The 16,843-nt window shown below is 69.6% G+C and carries 14 protein-coding genes; 5 read left to right on the top strand and 9 right to left on the bottom strand.

Features of this window, described 5'->3' with window-relative positions:
* Positions 1-32: 32 nt before the first annotated feature.
* From ABZW10_RS14485 to ABZW10_RS14470, 4 genes are all read right to left on the bottom strand, one after another.
* Complete coding sequence (locus tag ABZW10_RS14485; protein WP_355364141.1) at positions 33-1,391, bottom strand: AAA family ATPase; 1,359 nt, start codon at positions 1,389-1,391, stop codon at positions 33-35.
* Between the two features lie 213 nt (positions 1,392-1,604).
* The gene (locus ABZW10_RS14480) at positions 1,605-2,486 is read right to left on the bottom strand and encodes a hypothetical protein (protein WP_355364138.1); all 882 of its coding nucleotides are present in this window, start codon (positions 2,484-2,486) and stop codon (positions 1,605-1,607) included.
* 20 nt (positions 2,487-2,506) lie between these two features.
* A complete protein-coding gene (locus ABZW10_RS14475) occupies positions 2,507-3,085 on the bottom strand; it encodes a hypothetical protein (RefSeq protein ID WP_355364135.1) in 579 nt (192 codons plus the stop codon).
* Between the two features lie 182 nt (positions 3,086-3,267).
* Positions 3,268-4,089, bottom strand: coding sequence for a restriction endonuclease (locus ABZW10_RS14470; RefSeq protein WP_355364132.1), 822 nt, complete (start codon positions 4,087-4,089; stop codon positions 3,268-3,270).
* 512 nt (positions 4,090-4,601) lie between these two features.
* On the opposite strand from ABZW10_RS14470, the gene ABZW10_RS14465 reads away from it, so the two are divergent.
* The 4 genes from ABZW10_RS14465 to ABZW10_RS14450 all read left to right on the top strand — a co-directional run bounded on the left by ABZW10_RS14465 (position 4,602) and on the right by ABZW10_RS14450 (position 8,214).
* Positions 4,602-4,808 (top strand): hypothetical protein, encoded by a 207-nt coding sequence (locus ABZW10_RS14465; RefSeq protein ID WP_355364130.1) that lies wholly within the window; start codon positions 4,602-4,604, stop codon positions 4,806-4,808.
* Between the two features lie 53 nt (positions 4,809-4,861).
* A complete protein-coding gene (locus ABZW10_RS14460) occupies positions 4,862-5,311 on the top strand; it encodes a restriction endonuclease (protein ID WP_355364127.1) in 450 nt (149 codons plus the stop codon).
* Positions 5,312-5,533: 222 nt separating this feature from the next.
* The gene (locus ABZW10_RS14455; RefSeq protein ID WP_355364124.1) at positions 5,534-6,229 is read left to right on the top strand and encodes a restriction endonuclease; all 696 of its coding nucleotides are present in this window, start codon (positions 5,534-5,536) and stop codon (positions 6,227-6,229) included.
* Between the two features lie 383 nt (positions 6,230-6,612).
* On the top strand, positions 6,613-8,214 hold the full coding sequence (locus tag ABZW10_RS14450) for a restriction endonuclease (RefSeq protein WP_355364121.1): 1,602 nt from the start codon (positions 6,613-6,615) through the stop codon (positions 8,212-8,214).
* Between the two features lie 366 nt (positions 8,215-8,580).
* Here ABZW10_RS14450 and ABZW10_RS14445 read toward each other — a convergent pair whose 3' ends face one another.
* From ABZW10_RS14445 to ABZW10_RS14425, 5 genes are all read right to left on the bottom strand, one after another.
* Positions 8,581-10,026 carry a hypothetical protein gene (locus tag ABZW10_RS14445; RefSeq protein ID WP_355364118.1) on the bottom strand — a complete coding sequence of 482 codons (1,446 nt, stop codon included), beginning with the start codon at positions 10,024-10,026 and terminating at the stop codon, positions 8,581-8,583.
* A gap of 497 nt (positions 10,027-10,523) precedes the next feature.
* Positions 10,524-11,528, bottom strand: a complete 1,005-nt coding sequence (locus ABZW10_RS14440; protein WP_355364115.1) for a hypothetical protein — start codon at positions 11,526-11,528, stop codon at positions 10,524-10,526.
* A 221-nt stretch (positions 11,529-11,749) separates the two neighbouring features.
* Positions 11,750-13,975 (bottom strand): hypothetical protein, encoded by a 2,226-nt coding sequence (locus ABZW10_RS14435; protein WP_355364112.1) that lies wholly within the window; start codon positions 13,973-13,975, stop codon positions 11,750-11,752.
* 955 nt (positions 13,976-14,930) lie between these two features.
* Positions 14,931-15,365, bottom strand: coding sequence for a hypothetical protein (locus ABZW10_RS14430; RefSeq protein WP_355364109.1), 435 nt, complete (start codon positions 15,363-15,365; stop codon positions 14,931-14,933).
* A gap of 27 nt (positions 15,366-15,392) precedes the next feature.
* Positions 15,393-15,707, bottom strand: a complete 315-nt coding sequence (locus ABZW10_RS14425) for a DUF6083 domain-containing protein (RefSeq protein WP_355364106.1) — start codon at positions 15,705-15,707, stop codon at positions 15,393-15,395.
* A gap of 680 nt (positions 15,708-16,387) precedes the next feature.
* Between ABZW10_RS14425 and ABZW10_RS14420 the strand changes: the two genes are divergently transcribed.
* Positions 16,388-16,603: a hypothetical protein gene (locus ABZW10_RS14420; RefSeq protein ID WP_355364103.1), complete on the top strand. Its 216-nt coding sequence runs from the start codon at positions 16,388-16,390 to the stop codon at positions 16,601-16,603.
* Positions 16,604-16,843 lie beyond the last annotated feature (240 nt).

Raw genomic sequence — 16,843 nt, 5'->3', positions numbered from 1 at the left:
TGGCTCCGTCAGGGGGACCCGGTGGATCCGGATCACGCGACGTGCCCGGTCAGGGAGTGCAGGCGGGCGGCGACCTCGTCGACCCGGGCGGCCAGCGAGCTGGTCAGCGTCCGCTTCAGCTGCCGGTAGCGCTCCCGCTCCTCCTCGCTCGCCCCGCCGGCCACAATCTTCATCTCCAGTGCGACCAGGAGCGCCCGAGCTTCGTCCGCGCGCTGCGAGTACGGGGTGTCGAGGCCGAAGAGCTCGGACAGCACCGCGTCGTCGCCGCTGCCGAACACCACCCGGTCGTACAGGTCCGTCCCGACGACCTCGGGGGCTTCGTCGACATCGGGTCCGGGCAATCGGATCAGCCCGGCGGGGTCTGCGGCCTGGCAGATGTAGGGGCTGTGGGTGGTGACGAGGAACTGCACCAGCGGGAAGTGCTGCTTGAGCCAGCCCCCGATGCGCTTCTGCCAGGACACGTGCAGGTGCGCGTCGATCTCGTCGATGATCACGACGCCGGGGACGGTCACGACGGGATGGCCACTGTCGCGTTCGACGCGCAGGGCACCATAGGTGTCGTGGAGCTGCTTGAGGATGTCGACCACGAGCGCGGCAACGGTGCGGTAGCCGTCGCTCATCTCCCGCAGGGGGAAGGAGCGGCCGCCGTGCGCGACCCACAGGCCGTCGGAGTCCACGTTCCCGATGGTGTAGTCGTCGGGCAGGAGCTCGTCGCCGAGGATCTCCAGGGCGGTGCGCTTCAGCTCGGCGGCCCCCGGGCGGTTTTCCAGGGACCGCAGGTGCTGCTCGATGAGCCAGCTGACGCCCTCGGCCAGCGAGGCGTCCTCGTGGAAGAGGCTGGTCAACCGGGCCACGGCGCCCGCCCCGGCCATGCGCCGCTGGACCTCCCCCGAGCCTCCGACGAGCCGACGGAACGGCCCGTAGCCCGCGCAGAACCAGCCCACCGGGTTGTCCGCCCACGGTCCGCGCTGGGCAGCGGTCGGTGCCTTGCTATAGGTCACCGTGCTCAGGGCGGGCTGGGCGTGCCTGCCGGACATGACGGCGGTGTCCGGCGCGGTCCACTGCAGGCCCGCCCAGAACACATTCGCCGGTGGCCGCCCCTTGTCGAACCGGTCCTCCGACGGGTCCGGGTGCAGGCACACCTCCGCGACGGCCTGCGACTGCTCGTCGCTGATCCACGAGTCGAAATCGGTCACCAGTCCCCGCGCCGCGCTCGGGCCGCTGACGGCCAGGGCGACGGCGCGCAGCAGGGTGGACTTGCCGGAGCCGTTGCGGCCGGCCAGCACCGTCCATCCGGCGTAGGAGCCGTCGGGCCGGGTCAGGTCGAGGTCCACCTCACGGGCGCCGTGGAAGCCGCGGACGTTCCGCACCCGCACGTTCTTGAGGTACATGCCCCGTCCTCCAGCCCTTTTCCTCCGTCGCACGTCCCGGTCGTGGGCCGCTGCGTCGACTCTATCCGTGCCCTGCGTCGGCGGAGGGCTTCCGTCCTGCCGCTGGTGGTACGCCGCTACGGTCCGGTGGGGCCTTGACCGGCTCCGCAGGCGCATCCCTGGATCAGGCTCCCGAGGATCGGGCTGCGAAATCCGCGCGGCAGCGGATCTCGGTCAGCTGTCAGGCAGGGCTTCCGGGCCGTGGTCGACGTCGAGGAAGCGGTACTCGGTCGCTCGGGTGCGGCTCATCGCGTCGAAGGTGCGGCGTTGCTCGACGACGAAGCGGACCTGGTCGCCGAGGGCCAGGCGCATGGCGAAGAGTTGCTCGGGGTCGTCGAACTTCACGTCCCAGGCCGGTGACTTCTTCGAGGTGCCGGTCTTGATCCGTACCACGCCGGAGCTGCGCAGTTCGGTGATCCGGCCGGACAGGCGTTGGACGTCGGTGGCCGTGTGGGTCTCGCGAAGGCGGGCGACGTACGCCCGGCCGCGGGATGTCAGGGTGGCGGTGCGGACGTCGCCGTCGGATGCGAGCCATTTCATGCTCATGCCGAGGTCGAATTTGTCGAGGGCTTTGACGACCGCGTCGACCGGGTCGAGGATCTCGCTCCAGGCCCGGACGTCCTGCTCGTCTTCGAGGGCGCGCAGGAGGTTGACGAGTGTGCGCACGCCGGCGTCGGCCGGTGAGATGTCCAGCGGCAGGCCGTCGTCGTCCGGTTCGGGATCGGGGGCCGGCCGGGGGCGTACGTGCATGACGGTGCTGCCGCGGGACAGGCCCGTCAGTTCCAGGGGGACCTGGCGGTGGGCTGCCGCCGAGACGCTGTCCTGGAGCGGGCGCAGCAGGGCGTTGCCCCAGTCGAACTGGAGAGCGCCGGTGGCGGCGTGGTCTCCGGTGAGTCGGATCTGCAGCTCTTCCTCGGCCTGGGCGTGGGGGTCGTAGCGTTGAAGGTGGTCGAGGTTGGCGCGGCGCAGGTCGCTCTCGACGAGGTCGTCGTCCCGGTCCTCCGTGCCTTCCTCTTCCAGACGGCGGGCGGTGTTCTCGCCGTGGAGTCGGCGCATCTGCTCACGCCATTCGGCCGTCACAGGGTCACCTCCACGTAGCCTCGTACCGGTGCGGCGCTCTGCACGCTCGGCTCGCCCTCCCCGGGAAGGCGGCATCGCTGCCACCAATCGTCCCAGCGACCGCGGTCGCGGAAGTACTCCAGCTCCTCGGCTGCGAAGTCCTGGGGCTGGAACACTCTGGCCACCGGCACGTACGGGATCCGCAGCGGGGCCACGCCGTACCGGTCCTGCATAGCCTTCCAGCTCTTGAAGGCGGTCGTCAGCCATTTCGAGCCGGGATTGCCTCGAATGGCCCGCTCGGCGTCCGGGTTCATCAGCAACGTGGCGTCCACGTTGTGAGGATCCAGCTTGGCGCTCACGAAGCTGCCTCCCAGCCACACGCTGTGGATGAGTTGGCGGCCCTGAAGCAGCGGCGCGAACTGCTCCTCCAGATGGATGAACTGGTAGAGGTACTCCTGGAAGCCCTGCCAGACCTGGACCCGGCTCGTGGAGGCCCGGAAGCGCTCCGCGTGGACGAAGGCTTCGGCAGCCTGCGTGATGGTCAGCCGGTAGCGGCCGGGCGGCAGGTGCCCGCGGTCGTTGAAGTCTGGCAGCACGGGCCCCCCTTACCGGTCGTGGAGTGACCTTAGCCGCAGATCGGCCGGCGGTGGCCACCTGGTCGGAAGATCGTGCGGAGATGTGATCTCACGGATCTGTGGCTTGTCGCCGTTCGCCGGAGTCCCCGCGCCCCAGATGCTGCGGATACCGGGCAGGGAGCCTCCTTGCCAGGTCTCGGCTGTCAGGTGTGACGGCCTGCTCCGGGATCGATGTCGAGGACCTGGTAGAGGTGCTGGCCGGCGCCCCAGCGAGCGAGGCGTTCGCGGTCGACGAGGTGGAGGCGCTGCTGGGTGGCGAAGGCGGCAGCGGGTTCGGTGAAGCCGTTGAGCGCCACGACGACCGGGACCGCGGCGCCGTGGACGGGCCGGGCGGTCCCGTTGAACGTCTGGACGGCCTCCGACCCCAGCGGGGCCGCGTACCGCTTGCACTGCAGCACCACCCGCCGCCCGAGGCCGTCCACGGCGACGACGTCGGCACCGAGGTCCCCGGCGCCGCCGGTCCGTACGGCGTCGGTGAACCCGGCGCGTTCCAGCAGTTCGCGGCACATCTCCTCGAAGCCGGTCGGTGTGGCGGCCTCGAACGCCTCCAGCGTGTGAACGAGGGAGCGCCGGGTGTAGGACGCGGCGGGTTCAGCGGGCGTCGTCTGACGCACCGGCCGATGGGCCCACTGCTCGATGCGGCCGGTGACGGACGCGGCGGCCCTGGTTCGGGCGAGCGTGAATCGCGCGGCAATGCCGGCGCGGACCAGGGCCCACAGCGGTTGCAGGAATCGGCGTACCGGCGGGCCGAGGGCGGTGCGCCGAAGTGCCACACGCAGAGCGACGAGCACCGTGGCGGCACCGCCGAGCACCGCGGCAGCGGCCAGCGGATGGCCCCACAGCCAGGCTACGGTCTGCACGACGACGCCGAGCGCAACGAAGCCAAGCAGGAATGCGAGACCGCTGTCGCCGTCGTCGGTACCCGTGCCGTCCTGCCGGCGCGAGCGTCCTTCGCCGGAAGTCATACCTGTCACCATTCCCTTCCCGTCCGACGAGAGGGTAGGGCCCGCCCGCGGTCCCGGTTCACGCTTCTGATGAATCTCCGCGATTCGACGGCCCATTCGCGGCTTCGTTGCGCCAGTGGATGACGTGCGGTCGCTGACCGGACCACGGCGCGAACGCCCACTCGGGCTCCCCCGGCGTACGCCGCCGGTTTTCGCCAGATGCATCGACGACGCCACCGCGCCGCCACAGCCGGGCGTTCGTCCAGCTGACAACCGGTCCACAGGGTGACTGCCGCCGCCGCTGCCGACTCGTTCATCAAGGGCGCCGTTGTGCCGAGGTTCCGGTGACCTTGGCCGCTGCCGTGGACAAGGCCCTGCTGGGGAGCCGGTGCGGGCACGAGGTCCGTGTCCGAATCCCGATACGGCTCGTGATCGATTGCCGACGTTCCGTCAGTTCGTGTCGGAGGGCGCTGCTACATCAGAGAGCGGAACGGGCCGCGAGGGGCGGGCCGTCGACGGGAGAGGCCCATCCGATGCCGGTACCCGAGGGATATCACGTCGTCCGTAGCCACATCCGCCGCAACCCGCGGCCGCGCGTGAAGAAGGTGAGCGGCTGGACGGTCGTCGGTATCTGCGCGCTGGTGTGGCTGTGGAACTATTTCATCGGCTTCGGCGATACCGGCGCGGCTCCACCGAACAGTCCGGCGCCGACGGCCACCTCCGCCCCAACGGCGCCGTGATGGCCCGCAGTCGACGCCGGTGGCTGCGTCGGCCCCGGGGAGCCACCGAGCGCATGGCGGCCGGTGTCACCGCCCTGGCGGTGGCCACGTTGCTCGCCAAGGCCGCGATCGCCGGTGCCCGGTACTGGCCCGTCCTCGTCGTTCTTGCCGCCACCGCCCTCGTCGTCGCGGCGGTGTGCTGGGTGCGGCGCCGCTCCGCCGATCGGGCCCGCGCAGCACGGGGGGCCGGCCTACCGCTGAGCCTGAGCGGCATCGACGCACTGGACGACCAGGGGTTCGAGTTCGCGCTGCGGGATCTGCCGGTCCGCGACGGCTGGACGGCGCGGCACGTCGGCCGGCAGGGCGACCAGGCCGCCGACGTGACCGGCCGGCATCCGGCGCTGGGCCGGATCGTGCTGCAGGCGAAGCACACCACGGTTGGCGCAAGAATCAGCTCCCCAGTGATGTACCAGGTCAAAGGCGCCGCCGGGACCGTTCAGGTGCCGACATCGCCGTCGTGGTGACCAACGGCTCCTTCACCCGCGACGCCAAGTCCTGGGGCGACAAGCACCAGGTGCGTTGGGTCGACCGCGACCGGCTCCACCTGTGGGCCGAGCACGGCGTCGCCCTCCACGAACTGTTACACCTGCCGACCCGAAGGCCCCGGCGACGAGTTCGCCGCCCCGCAAGCCGGCCGGTCCGGCACCGGCGCCAGCACCCCGAGATGACACACGAGAGGCCGCACAGTGCGCCATGACGGCACCTTCGATCCGCTGCTGAAGGCCATCGCCGGGGCGGTACTCGCCATCGCCGTCGCCAAGGTGGTCTGGCAGTGGCTGAGCACCACCTTCTGGCGCTGGCTCAGCGTGGACATCTGGGGCTGGATCGCCGACCACCCCTGGTGGTCGGCCCTTATCGCCGCCCCGCTCGCGCTGGTTCCTGCCCTGCTCGTGGCCCGCCTCCTCCCCCCGCGCGGGTACGTCCGTTACCTGGACGACGACTTCGACGACGAGGCCCCGGCCGTCCTGACATACGGGATGCATCACCTGGACACAATGGATGCCACGGAGTTCGAGCGGGCGTGCGCAGCCTTGCTCGTCCGCGACGGCTTCACCCGGGTCCAGCACTCGGGCCGCGCCGGGGACCTCGGCGCGGACGTCATCGCCTGGGACCACCTCGGCCGCAAGGTGGTCGTGCAGTGCAAGCACTACGGCAAACCGGTCGGCTCCCGGGACGTCCAGACCTTCAACGGCACCGCCCGACCCGAACACCACGCCGACGTACCCATCATGATCGGACTCAACGGCTTCACCCGGGACGCCCGCGCCTTCGCCGCCCGCCACGACCTCATCCTCGTCAACCGGCAGATCCTCCGCGACTGGGCCCAGGGCACCTACCTCTACGACGCCATCGACGACGAAGCGGATCGCGCCGCAGCCTGAACCCCCGCCGGCGCCCGGTCGGCGAGGAAACCCGTCCTCGCCCCCGCCCACTGAAGCCACCCAAGCCGAGGCTGAGCACATCATCACGGGCACGGGACGACCCAGTACGACATCACCGAGCCGTGGCCCTTGGCGACGCCATCGCCGAAGCCGAACGGGGCCCGGGAACAGGAAGTACTCCTCCGGGGACGGCGAGTTCCTTACCTTCTGGATCCTTCGACTCACCCCCCGTAGGGCTCGTCGGCTGTGGCGAATGCCAGCGGATCAGCCGGCATCCGGACGGCCAGTCGTTGGATCACCGTTTAGTCGACTTTGCCGTATGGCGCCGGGTCGGTTAGGGCAAGGTGGTAGCGGCACAAGATGTATGAGCATGAGGAGGGCCAGTGGCGGGAGGGTCGGCGCGTCCGAAGCGGCAGCCGGACTATGCGGCGCAGGCACGGCGGGCCGAAGCCGAGCAGCGCAGGTTCCAGCAGCAGGCGGAGCGTGAGCGCAAGGCCGCGGAGGCCCGTGCCAAGCAGGCTGAGCGGGAGCAGCGTGCTGCCTACGCGGTGGCGCGGGCCCAGGAGGCGGTGGACCTCACGACCGTGGCGGAGGACGATGCCGAGAAGCTGCGGACGCTTCTCACCCGGTCGGTCCGACACGCGACTCCGTTGTCGTTCAGCGCGCTTCGCCAGCAGTTCACGCCTGCTGTATTCGTGGCCGGCAAGTTGGACCGTGCGGTGGCGGCACCACGGTGGGAGGACTTCGAACCGCCCGCTCGGCGTGGCCTGCTGGCCTCGCTGGGATTCGCCAGCCCGCGCTACGAGGCTGCGGTCGAGGAAGCCCGGCGGCGCTTCGACGAAGCGCTCGGCGAGCACGCCCGAGGAGAGAAGAAGCGGGTGGCCAAGCTCGCGGAGCGCCGGGCTGCGCACAACTCGAAGGTCCGAGAGGCTGCCGAGCGGGTCCACGCGTTCAACGCCGCGTTAGCAGAGCGGGAAGCGGCATACCGGGCCGGAGACGTCGAGGCCGTGGAATGGTTCGTCGACCAGGTGCTGGCTGCGTCTGTCTATCCCCTCGGTTTCCCAAAGCGGCACCAGGTGTCCTACCAGGCCGACACCGGTGATCTCCTTGTGCAGTTGGACCTGCCGCTGGAGGACGTGGTGCCGCCGGCCCGTTCCTTCAAGTACGTGAAGACGCGGGACGAGATCGTTCCTGTGCCGCGGCCCGAGAAGGAGCGCAAGGAACTGTACGCGTCGGTGCTCGCCCAGAGCGCACTTCGCACTCTGAACGACGTATTCGTCTCCGACCCGGACCGGGTCATCCGGTCCATCGCCCTCAACTGCCACGTCGACACTATCGACCGTGCCACGGGACGCGGTGTTCATCCGTGCCTGATCACCCTGCAAGCGAGCAGGGAGGAGTTCGAGGCCCTCGTTCTGACGCAGGTGGAACCCCGGTTGTGTCTCCAGCGGCTTCGGGCTCTCGTCTCCCCGAACCCCTACGAGTTGGAACCGGTGCGCCCGCTGGTGACGTTCGACCTGTCGAAGTTCAGGCTGATGGACAGCATGGACGTGGTTGCCGGCCTTGACAGCCGACCGGTGCTGATCGACCTTTCGCCCCTCGAGTTCGAGCACTTGGTCCGTCAGCTCTTCGAAGCCATCGGCATGGAAGGGTGGAACACGCAGCCTTCCAAGGACGAGGGGGTGGACGCCGTCGTGATGAACACCGACCCGGTGATGAAAGGGCTGTGTGTCATCCAGGCCAAGCGCAGCCGCAACGTGGTGCCCTTCGAGACCGTCTCGGCCCTGGCCGGCGTCGTCGAGCACAAGCGAGCGGCGAAGGGCATCCTGGTCACCACCTCCTGGTTCGGCAGAGCCAGCCAGGCATTCGCCCAGGACCACGGCCGACTCGAGCTCCTCGACGGAGCCAACCTGGTCCACCTCTTCAAGGAGCACCTGAATCTCGACGTCATCCCCGGCCCAGTTCCCCCCAAGCGTCGAACCTAGAGGCGCCGTTCGCTCCACTCCGGGCGAGCGCTCGGCGGGGCGGGAGTTTGAGGGCTGACTCGCGCGCGGCCGGGTGAGGATGTATTCGATGATGCTCGGAGAGCGCCCGTCGTAGGTGCGGCGGTACGCAGCGCCGGCTCCGGTGCAGGCACCGAAGTCCGCTTCATTGAGAGTGACCTCTCTGTCGACACCGCCAGCATGGATGCCGCCCTGATCGCGGCTCTCGCCGCAGAACCAGCGGTTGCATGGCCCCTGCATGTGTGGGTGCGCAGGCAGGGGCCATCGCACATCACGCTGGCCGTGTGTTGACCGCTGGAAGCCGCCCCTCGTCCCTGGCCCCACCACCCTGTGCGGCGCAGGGATCGTTCAGCGGCGGAAGCCGCGGTGCGGGTCGCGGATCTTCACGTTCCCGAACGGGTTGAACCAGGCTGCCGCGCGTAGGTCGCCCATACCAATCTGCTGGTTGGTTTCGCCGTCCGGGTCCTCAATGCCGTCAAAGCGGGCGTTGTAGAGCATGAGGACGTCGGTGTCCTGGAAGAACATGTCCGTGCAGGCGTCGAAGTCGTAGTCGTCGCGGTGCACCGGCAGCGCGGTGTGGTCGGGATCGTCCGTTTCACCGAGTTCGTCGTGCAGGTCGCGGGCGTCGTCGAGGGCGAAGTGGAGGGCGAGTTCTTCGGCGGTGCAGGTCGGCTGCGGCCACCCGCCGTGTTCAAGGTCGTCGGCGAGGTCGTCGGCGGCGCGGGCGAACCGGCGGCGCCACTGGAGGTCCGCGGCGAACGTCAGCTTCGGCATCCGCGCGAACACGCCCCAGTTGCCCTCGTGCGCGCCTTCCACCAGGCGCTCGTCGCCGAGTTCCGCGGCGTCGTCGTACGCCTCATCGGCGAGGACTGCGAGCGCGGTGTGGAGCAGGTCCGCGGTGCGGGGGGTCAGCTGCCACAGGCAGCTCTCGTCCTCGCACTCAGGGTCGTCGCAGTGGAGCGGCTCCGACGCGAACAGCGCCGCGAAGTCCACGCACTCCTCGGTCGGGTCGCTGTCGCCGGGCTGTTCCGATGCCCGGTGCAGCCAGCCCCTTCCGAAGTCCTCCACAACGGGCTTTGGGCTCCATTGGGCCACTTCATGGCCCTCGTCCGACCGCAGCCGGCGCGCCTTGCCGAGGTCGAGGAGGCTGTCGGCGCCTTCGACCTCGGATCCGGAGTCGGCGAGCCACATCACCGCTCCGACCACGTCGTGCGGGTCGTCCTCGTCCAGCTCCGAGGCCGGCAGCGGACTCCAGCCTCGGTCGGTGGCGGCGTCCAGCAGAGCCTTCCGGTCGTGGACGTGGAATTCCCGCAGGACGGCGAGGCGGACGACCGGCCCGGCGAGATCGCTCAGCCGGGCGTGGTGGGGTGTCCGGACGACCCGACCATCGGTTCCTTCCTCCTCCGCGCCGTCCAGGTCGACCTCCGGGTCGTCGAAGGGCCTCCTGTCGCCGAAGCCGTCCGAGTGTGCGGGCCAGTTGAAGAGTGATCCTGCGGCGGACGGCCAGGTTCCGGCGCGTGTGTGGGCCACCGCCTGCCGGAGGGAGGCCGCGGGCGCATCAGGAAGCTGTCGGCACAATTGCTCGACGTGTTCCTCCGAGGCGCCGGACTTTGAACGCAGAGCGCGGAGCAGTTCGGCCGCCCGTTGCGCAAGTTCGGGCTCTCGGCAGGTGAGGACGGCCTGGAGCGAGTCCGGTCCGTCCTGGTGGCCGACGAGCGCCAGGACGCGGCTCTTGCTGGCTGTGTGCTCGCAGAAGAAGTCGCGGGGCACGGCGGTGGGATGGTGCAGGGGCATGCGGAGGACTCCGGAGGAAGGGGCTGGCCAGGTGCTGCCGCACAGGCGTGGAGTTCCGCTGGTGGACGCGCTGCTGACGCGTCCCCGGACGGCGGTGAAGGCGATCGACCGTGGCTGGTTCCGCCGATGCTGTCGGCGGTCCGGACCTGCGTCTGCCGATCACCGTACCCGACAGCAGCACTCGTGTCCGCCTCGAAAGCCGGATACGCCTCGAACTCAGAAACCTGGCTGGCCGCCCGCTGCCCAGCAGGCTGTCCTGTCGAGCTGCACGGACGTCTCCGCCGTCCAGGTCGCCGCCGCTGACCGGTCGCGGACCGAGCGACGCGCCGAGAGCGAGCGGCGATCTGGAAACGGTCCACCGGTGGACGACTCCGAAGGCTTGATCAGGTGTCGTGCGTGTGCACTCCGCGGTCATGGCATGCCGGGGCGGCCGGTGTCTCTGAGCCCGGTCGACGTGCCGCAGAGGATCCGCCGCCACTCCCGGCGTACTCAGCTCCTCACAACCCCGCCGGGTGGCAACGGCCGGCCTTCCGGCCGGAGCCACAGGGACCCGCGGCGTTCTTCGGGACCGCACGCCCCGGCCCCGTGGGCCTGGCCTTGGGAGCCGTACGGCCGGTCGTCTGCGCCATGCCGTCCGCCCGCCAGCGAGCAAGCGCCGCCGGAAGGCGGTCACCTTGCTCAAGCAGCCACTGCGCCGCCGCTCGACCGGACTCATCGGGAAACGTCTCCGCCGCATTGCGCAGTCCGCCGTCGGCGAGGAACGCCGCCGCGATGGTGGCGTACGAGGACCCCTGGAAGGTCTTCATCCCACTCAGGCGGAAGACGTTGCGGGCGTATCCCGCCCCCACCATCACGGCCGCGCCGGTGACCGTCGCACCGGGGTCGTCCTCGCCTGGCGGCGTACTGGTGGCGTTGAAACGGTCCACCAGGGTCTTCTCGCCGGGAGAGAGCTCGATGCGCGTCTCCGTCGTCAGCAACTCCCGGTAGCGGTCGTGCAGTTCGCTGCGGTCGGAGTACGTGAACCTGTCGACGACAGAGGTATGGGAGAAGTGCACGACGTGCATGTCGTCCTGCAGTCCGGAGGACTTGATCTCCACCGCATCCGTGCCAGTGTAGCTGGCCGCGAGCACGCTGGCCGGTCGACGCTGCCCTCGGCGGCCGTCGTCGCCCAGACGCGCGCCCGGAGACGACAGGAACGGACAGACCTGTGCCGCGTAGACACCACAGATCTCGTGCACCGGGGCCTCGCCGCTCCAGATGGCGTCGACACTGCCCCCTTCCGGCATATGCATGACGAACTGCCACCGCGCCTCGTCGCGGAACGGCAAACCGCAGACCGCGCACCAGTCGAAGGTTGCGAGGACCAGCTTGCGGTGCTCGTCGATCGAGCCGAAGTCGACGCCGTCGCTGCCGCGGTCCACCGTCGCGATCACCGGATACCCACGAGGGTCACGACTGAGATGCCCCAGGCGCTCGGGGATGGTGATGTCTCCGGGCTTCACGGCCGCTCCTAGATGATCTCCGCTGCACCTCGCAATGAGCATATGGGCGATCTATGACAAGCACCCGGGAAGCCAAGGACCGCACCCACCTCCGAGACTGTTGCATCACTGGCGGCCACCTGCAGCAAACCTGTCGGCGCCCGCGAGTACTCATCGTCTGCGGCCTCGAAGTGATCCCGGGGCCGAGCACCTCGCCGCGGCTACTGCCGACGGCGCGGCGGTCAGGGCGCGTCACGACGGTGTAGGGCCTGGACCTTGTTCTGCAGGTCGCAGACGATTCTGCGCCACTTCCCGGAGCCGCGCCCCGACCAGTGGCGCTCGCCGATCGGGTGCCAGTCGGCGAGCGAAGCCAGCTCTGCGGCGGTGGTCTCGAGGTCGGTGTGGTGGTGGCCTGCCCCTTGCCGGTCGAGATCCTGGGCAAGGTTATGGAGGCGATGTGCCGCGCGGTAGTACGAGAGCTGGGTGTCGGTGAGCCTGCGGACGGCGTAGCCGCCGCATTTTCTGCACCAGTGGTTGCGGAGGTCGTCGCGGCCGAGGAGGTCTGCGGGGGTCAGGAGGTCGTCGTCCGCGGCACCGCGCTCGTTGGAGTGCCGGCACATGGGCGAGTGGCCCTTGCCCTGGATCTGCGGGTTGGCGTTCGTGGTGTAGATCTGGACGTCCGTGAGGGCACCAAGCGGGATGCCGCTTCCCCTTCGCCGCCAGTCGCCGCTCGGGGACTCGAACGGTTCGAGGTCGAGGGCTCTTTCGGCGAGCAGGCCGTGCCAGACCTCCCAGGGCACCGCCCTTCCGCGGCCGTCGCGGTCGTGGCCGCCGTCCAGGGTGCGCAGGTCGTGCACACCGCGGGCGATGGCGAGGAGCCGCAGGTTGCGTTCGCGGTCCCGGTCGTCGAAGGCGAGCCAGGCAGCCAGCGGTCCGCCGTCCTCCAGGCCGAGTTCAGCGCCGAAACGCGGGTCGTCGGCGTCCAGGGCGGGTTGGGGCCACAGGGACGTGCCCGTCTCGGGCTCGGTTCCGATGCGTTCGGCCCAGGGCTTGATCAGGCTGGCCGGAAGGTCGGATGCGCCGGCGACGATCACGCCCTGCCAGCCGTCGGCCAGACGCTTCTCGATCACGGTCAGCGGCAGGACTTCGGCGCCGCCGCTCGTCGAGAAGACGATGAACAGCGGGTCGACGTCGGGTGTGAAGGTTCGAAGGGCACGCAGGTGCTCGACGGAGACCGGCCTACGTTCGAGGACCGGGGTGTCGTCGAACACCCCGGGCTGGACGTGGCTCGTGGTGCTGTGCTCGTCGCCGTTCGGGGGCTCGGTGTCGTCGGCGAGGGGCTTGCAGGCGAGCGGCCAGGATGTGGCGAGGAGGCGTTCCGCGACGAGTGCGGGGACGTGGAGAGTGAGGGTTCGGCGGCCCCAGTCGGCCTCGGTGAGATGGGTGACCAGGACGCCAAGCGTCCACGAGTCGAGGTCATGGAGGAAGCCGTGCTCGGGTCGGTGCGGGGTCTTCTCCTTGATCTCCGACAGCGTCGCCGTCACCAACTGCGTGGGTACGGGGTCCGCCGCGGCGGCGGCGCGCGCGTGCTCCGCCCAGGAGGCGACGAGCAGCTCGGCGGCCTCGCGGGCCTGGTCATAGCCCTTGCGGTTGCTCCGGATTCCACGCATAAGGCTCGCCACGGCGTAGGACGGCCGAGTGGAACCGTTCCTGCTGCGGGCGGCGTCGTGCTGCCAGCCGTGCCAGAGCGCTTTGAGGCCCTTGCCGATGTCGCCGCTCTTGCCGAGCGCACCAAACGCCGGATCGCTCACCGGCAGGTCGGGTTCACTCATGCCGGCCGCGGCCGCGCCAGCGAGGATCCCTGTCGGGTCAACGAACAGCGCCGCCTGGCCGCGGAGTTCCTCCAGGTGGTGCATCTTCGCCGCCAGCTTCGGCCTCACCCAGTCCGCGAGCCAGGGGAACATCGCCGCGGTGCTCTCGGCCTCGTGCAGGCTCTGGGCGGCGGAGCGCCACAGGCCGAAGACGCGGTCCCGCAGCCACCTGGCGTCCTGATAGGCGTCCTCGTCAAAGGCTTCGTCGTCCTCCTCGTCCGCCTGATGCGCGATCACCAAGCGAAGGAGACCGGCTGCGGCTTGAAGTTCCTCACTGTCCCAGTCGATGTCCTCGTCCGGCCCCGCGTAGCACTGCAATTGGAACAGCAATCCGACCCCGCCGAGCGCCCGCAGGAAGACGCCCAGCCCACTCCCCGGCCTCGTCCACGGCCCCCAGGACCAGCACTGGGCGCACAGCCGTCCGACCGTCGCGGCGTCCAGCGGGACCCGCACTGTCGTGACCGCCGAGGTCCGGAGCTGGGAGCAGTCCGTCGTGGTGTGCAGCTTGGCGTTCCTGCCCCTGGCCGAGTGAACGGTGACCGGTGTCCCCTCGAATGGGCCGAGCGGGACGTCCACTGTCAGCGAGTTGTCGTACACGAAACCCCCAGTCGATGGCGCTCTCGGAAGCGTAGTTCCCGACACCGACAACATCGGCCGGTTCCCGCGAAGAGGTACGCGACAGCTCGACGACTCCAACCTCGTGACGGCCATCCTTACCGAGGGCCCGCGAGCACCTGTTCTTCGCACCCTCCGAACTGGGCGCCGGGATCGACCTGTCTGAGTGGATCCACCGCCTGCCGACTGCGGCGTATGCGCAGCGCCTCCACCCAGTGTCAGTGGCTGTTCAACGACGTCCTGTCCGTCGCCAAGGAACAGCCGATCGGCTACTTCCACAACCGATGACCCTGGTCCGCCTTAGCGATCGGCTGTCGCTGGCTGGGGCGTGCGCGGCGATGAACGGGCTGCTGACAGGATGCGTCGAGGAGTTCCTGGCGGCGAAGCAGGAACTGCTCGCGGTGGCGTGCGCGGGCCCGGCCCTGCGGGGCGCAGGCGGCGGCCCTCGCCAGGCCGTACCGGGCCCACTCCCGGGGGAACGTCGACTGGCACTTCGAGGTCAGCCGCTACGCCTCCCCTGGCCCCACTGGTCGGGGCGCCGCGCTCTACGTCGCCGACCTCCGGCTCCACCACGCACCCACGGGTCTGTCAACTTCGGCAGTCCGCCGATGACCAGTCCCTCGGACCGCCACCGTGTCATCGTCGTCGGCGCGGGCCTCGCCAACCTGGTCGTCGCCTTCCGGCTGTAGCGCGCCGGTCGGCCGGTGACCGTCCTCGAACGCGAGCCCCACCCTGGCGGGCGGAGCTGTCGCGGCAGCCTGCTTCGACCTTCGCCCGCAGCTCGTGGAGGACACACGGCCCACGGCCAACGCCGTGCTCCGCCGTGGTGACAGCGGTCGGCGATACCGAATTGCGCCCTCAGCCGTTCAAACAGCTCCTCGCAGCTCGACTTGCCCCGCCCGCCTCCATGCACTCGCGACGCAAAGGCCGACCCACATCAACTGTCCCCGGTGCGGGGGTGCGGCAAGGGGAGTACATCCGGCCCGGACCCGGGAAGGTCGGTCCAGCTCCAGCCGTTCTGGTCTGCGAGCCGTCGCAGTTGGCCTTCGTTCTTCGGGGTTCGGGGAATCAGCCAGGTTCCTTCGACGCGCTCACCCATCCGGTTGAGCGCAACGTAGACCGGATTGGTCAACTCACCAGGATCGGCGGCCTGGACCCGGAGCCAGTCGTCCCACCGCGACACATCCGCAGGCGCGACATCACGATCATCGACCTCCTTCTCAGTGAAGAGCGCGCCCTCCTGCTCCGCAGCCAGCGAGATGCCGTACTCGTTAGGGGCAAGGTTCAGCGGCGTGTCCTCGCCGGTAACGATCCGATAGCTGCGGCCCCGGACTCCGAGCATCCTTCGCACCTCGTCGAGTTCGGGCTCCAAGGTGCCAACCCTGGCGGGACACACGGCCTAGTGGATCACCCGACACCGTCCCGCCCTCCGGCCAGGACGCACCAACCCATCGTCATCCTCGTGCCAGGCGACCCTGGCTGGGACTCGAGAACTGGGCAGGTCCTTGGGCTGCAAGGGAATCCACTTGCCTCCGGTGGACATCTTCCACTCGACCGTGGTCAAGCATTCCTTGCAGCGCGAGTAGGGAGTGTAGTTCTCTCCCACCGGCTTGCCGATCGCGCTGGCCCAGGTCTCCAGGGCCTGCCTGCGGGCATCGCCACCGTCATTATTCCCAGCCACTTTCGGAAGCCCCTCGCAGTTCTGACGTGTCATCAAAAACTTTTCATAAGAAGGATAGCGACCGTACCGCGGCTGGTCGCGGCTCGCACAGACCGCTGACGCCCCGGGTAGGACCGCTGGACCATCCGGAGCAGCACCTGGTACGCCGAGGCGTTGCCGACCTGGAGCGGCCTTCTGAAGCCCGGCTGACGCGCTCGGGCGTCCCGACCGTGTCTCCGCCCGCAGGCGGAGACACGATCCTCAAACCTGGCGAGGGTCCTCCAGCGATCGGCGAAGCCACGCGTCGGACGTCCTCGGGACTGCCTACCGGAACCGCAGGGTGGGCCAACTTGGACCGGAGATCCGGTCAGGGACAGTCCGCACTCGCGTCGGTGGCAGAAGTCTCGCCTCCCCCAATGTCCTGGCGGCGGATGTCGCCGGGGTCCTGAGCCGCCCAGCCCAGGAGGATCACGGCCGACGGGGCCGGAAGCCCGGCTTCGCGCCGCAGCATTCCCTCTTTGAAGACGGCTTCGGTGATCCAGGCGAAGGTGTCGTCGTCAAGCAGGTCGGGGTGGCAGACCCCCACGTCGGGCCGGGTGCTCAGTGTCCGGGAAGACGGCGGAGACCGCAGCAGGCAGGGTGCTGTCGCCCACCGCGCGGGCGATCGCGCGGCGGGTGGCGGTCCCGTACCAGCCGGATCCCCACCATTCGCCGACGGATTCGGTGCGGGAGCCGTGCAGGGTGAGCATGCGAAGGACCGTTTCGGGGCCGAGCACCTCATCGGCTCGCTGCCAGAGGCCGATCTGGCGGTGGATGGAGGCGAGGACGGGTATCCATCCTTCTTCGAGGATGTCGGCGAGGGCCTGGCCGTCGGGGAGTCGGCAGGCGGGTGCGGTGAGGGCAAGGCGTACGGCCGGCAGTCGACGCTCTCAGGATGGACGTGGCCGTGACGGCGCGAGTCGCGGCGATGTTGGCGCGGGCCGCGGTGACGGGTGGTGGCAGACGGCCGGCTGGGACACCCCCACGGATGGATGTCGCATGCGCACGCCTCCCCGCCCTCGTGCGAGGGGACCTTCGAGAACAGCCGCAGGCGCACCGACGGCCAGCGCCCTGAACATCGCCGTCATCCGCACCGAGTCCTCGGCGGACGGTGCTGTCGAGGTAGGCGCCTCACGGCACGACACGGCCTC

This window comes from Kitasatospora sp. NPDC004723 (assembly GCF_040609255.1).
In the GTDB taxonomy this organism is placed as follows: domain Bacteria; phylum Actinomycetota; class Actinomycetes; order Streptomycetales; family Streptomycetaceae; genus Kitasatospora.
Note: the sequence above shows the minus strand (reverse complement) of the source record. Positions and strands in the feature narration are given on the sequence as shown.

Excerpts from the sequence above, each read along its gene's own strand:
- ABZW10_RS14470 (WP_355364132.1), bottom strand. The coding sequence starts at position 4,089 with ATGACTTCCGGCGAAGGACGCTCGCGCCGGCAGGACGGCACGGGTACC.
- ABZW10_RS14465 (WP_355364130.1), top strand. The coding sequence starts at position 4,602 with ATGCCGGTACCCGAGGGATATCACGTCGTCCGTAGCCACATCCGCCGC.
- ABZW10_RS14485 (WP_355364141.1), bottom strand. The coding sequence starts at position 1,391 with ATGTACCTCAAGAACGTGCGGGTGCGGAACGTCCGCGGCTTCCACGGC.
- ABZW10_RS14425 (WP_355364106.1), bottom strand. The coding sequence starts at position 15,707 with ATGACACGTCAGAACTGCGAGGGGCTTCCGAAAGTGGCTGGGAATAAT.
- ABZW10_RS14445 (WP_355364118.1), bottom strand. The coding sequence starts at position 10,026 with ATGCCCCTGCACCATCCCACCGCCGTGCCCCGCGACTTCTTCTGCGAG.
- ABZW10_RS14460 (WP_355364127.1), top strand. The coding sequence starts at position 4,862 with ATGGCGGCCGGTGTCACCGCCCTGGCGGTGGCCACGTTGCTCGCCAAG.
- ABZW10_RS14480 (WP_355364138.1), bottom strand. The coding sequence starts at position 2,486 with ATGCGCCGACTCCACGGCGAGAACACCGCCCGCCGTCTGGAAGAGGAA.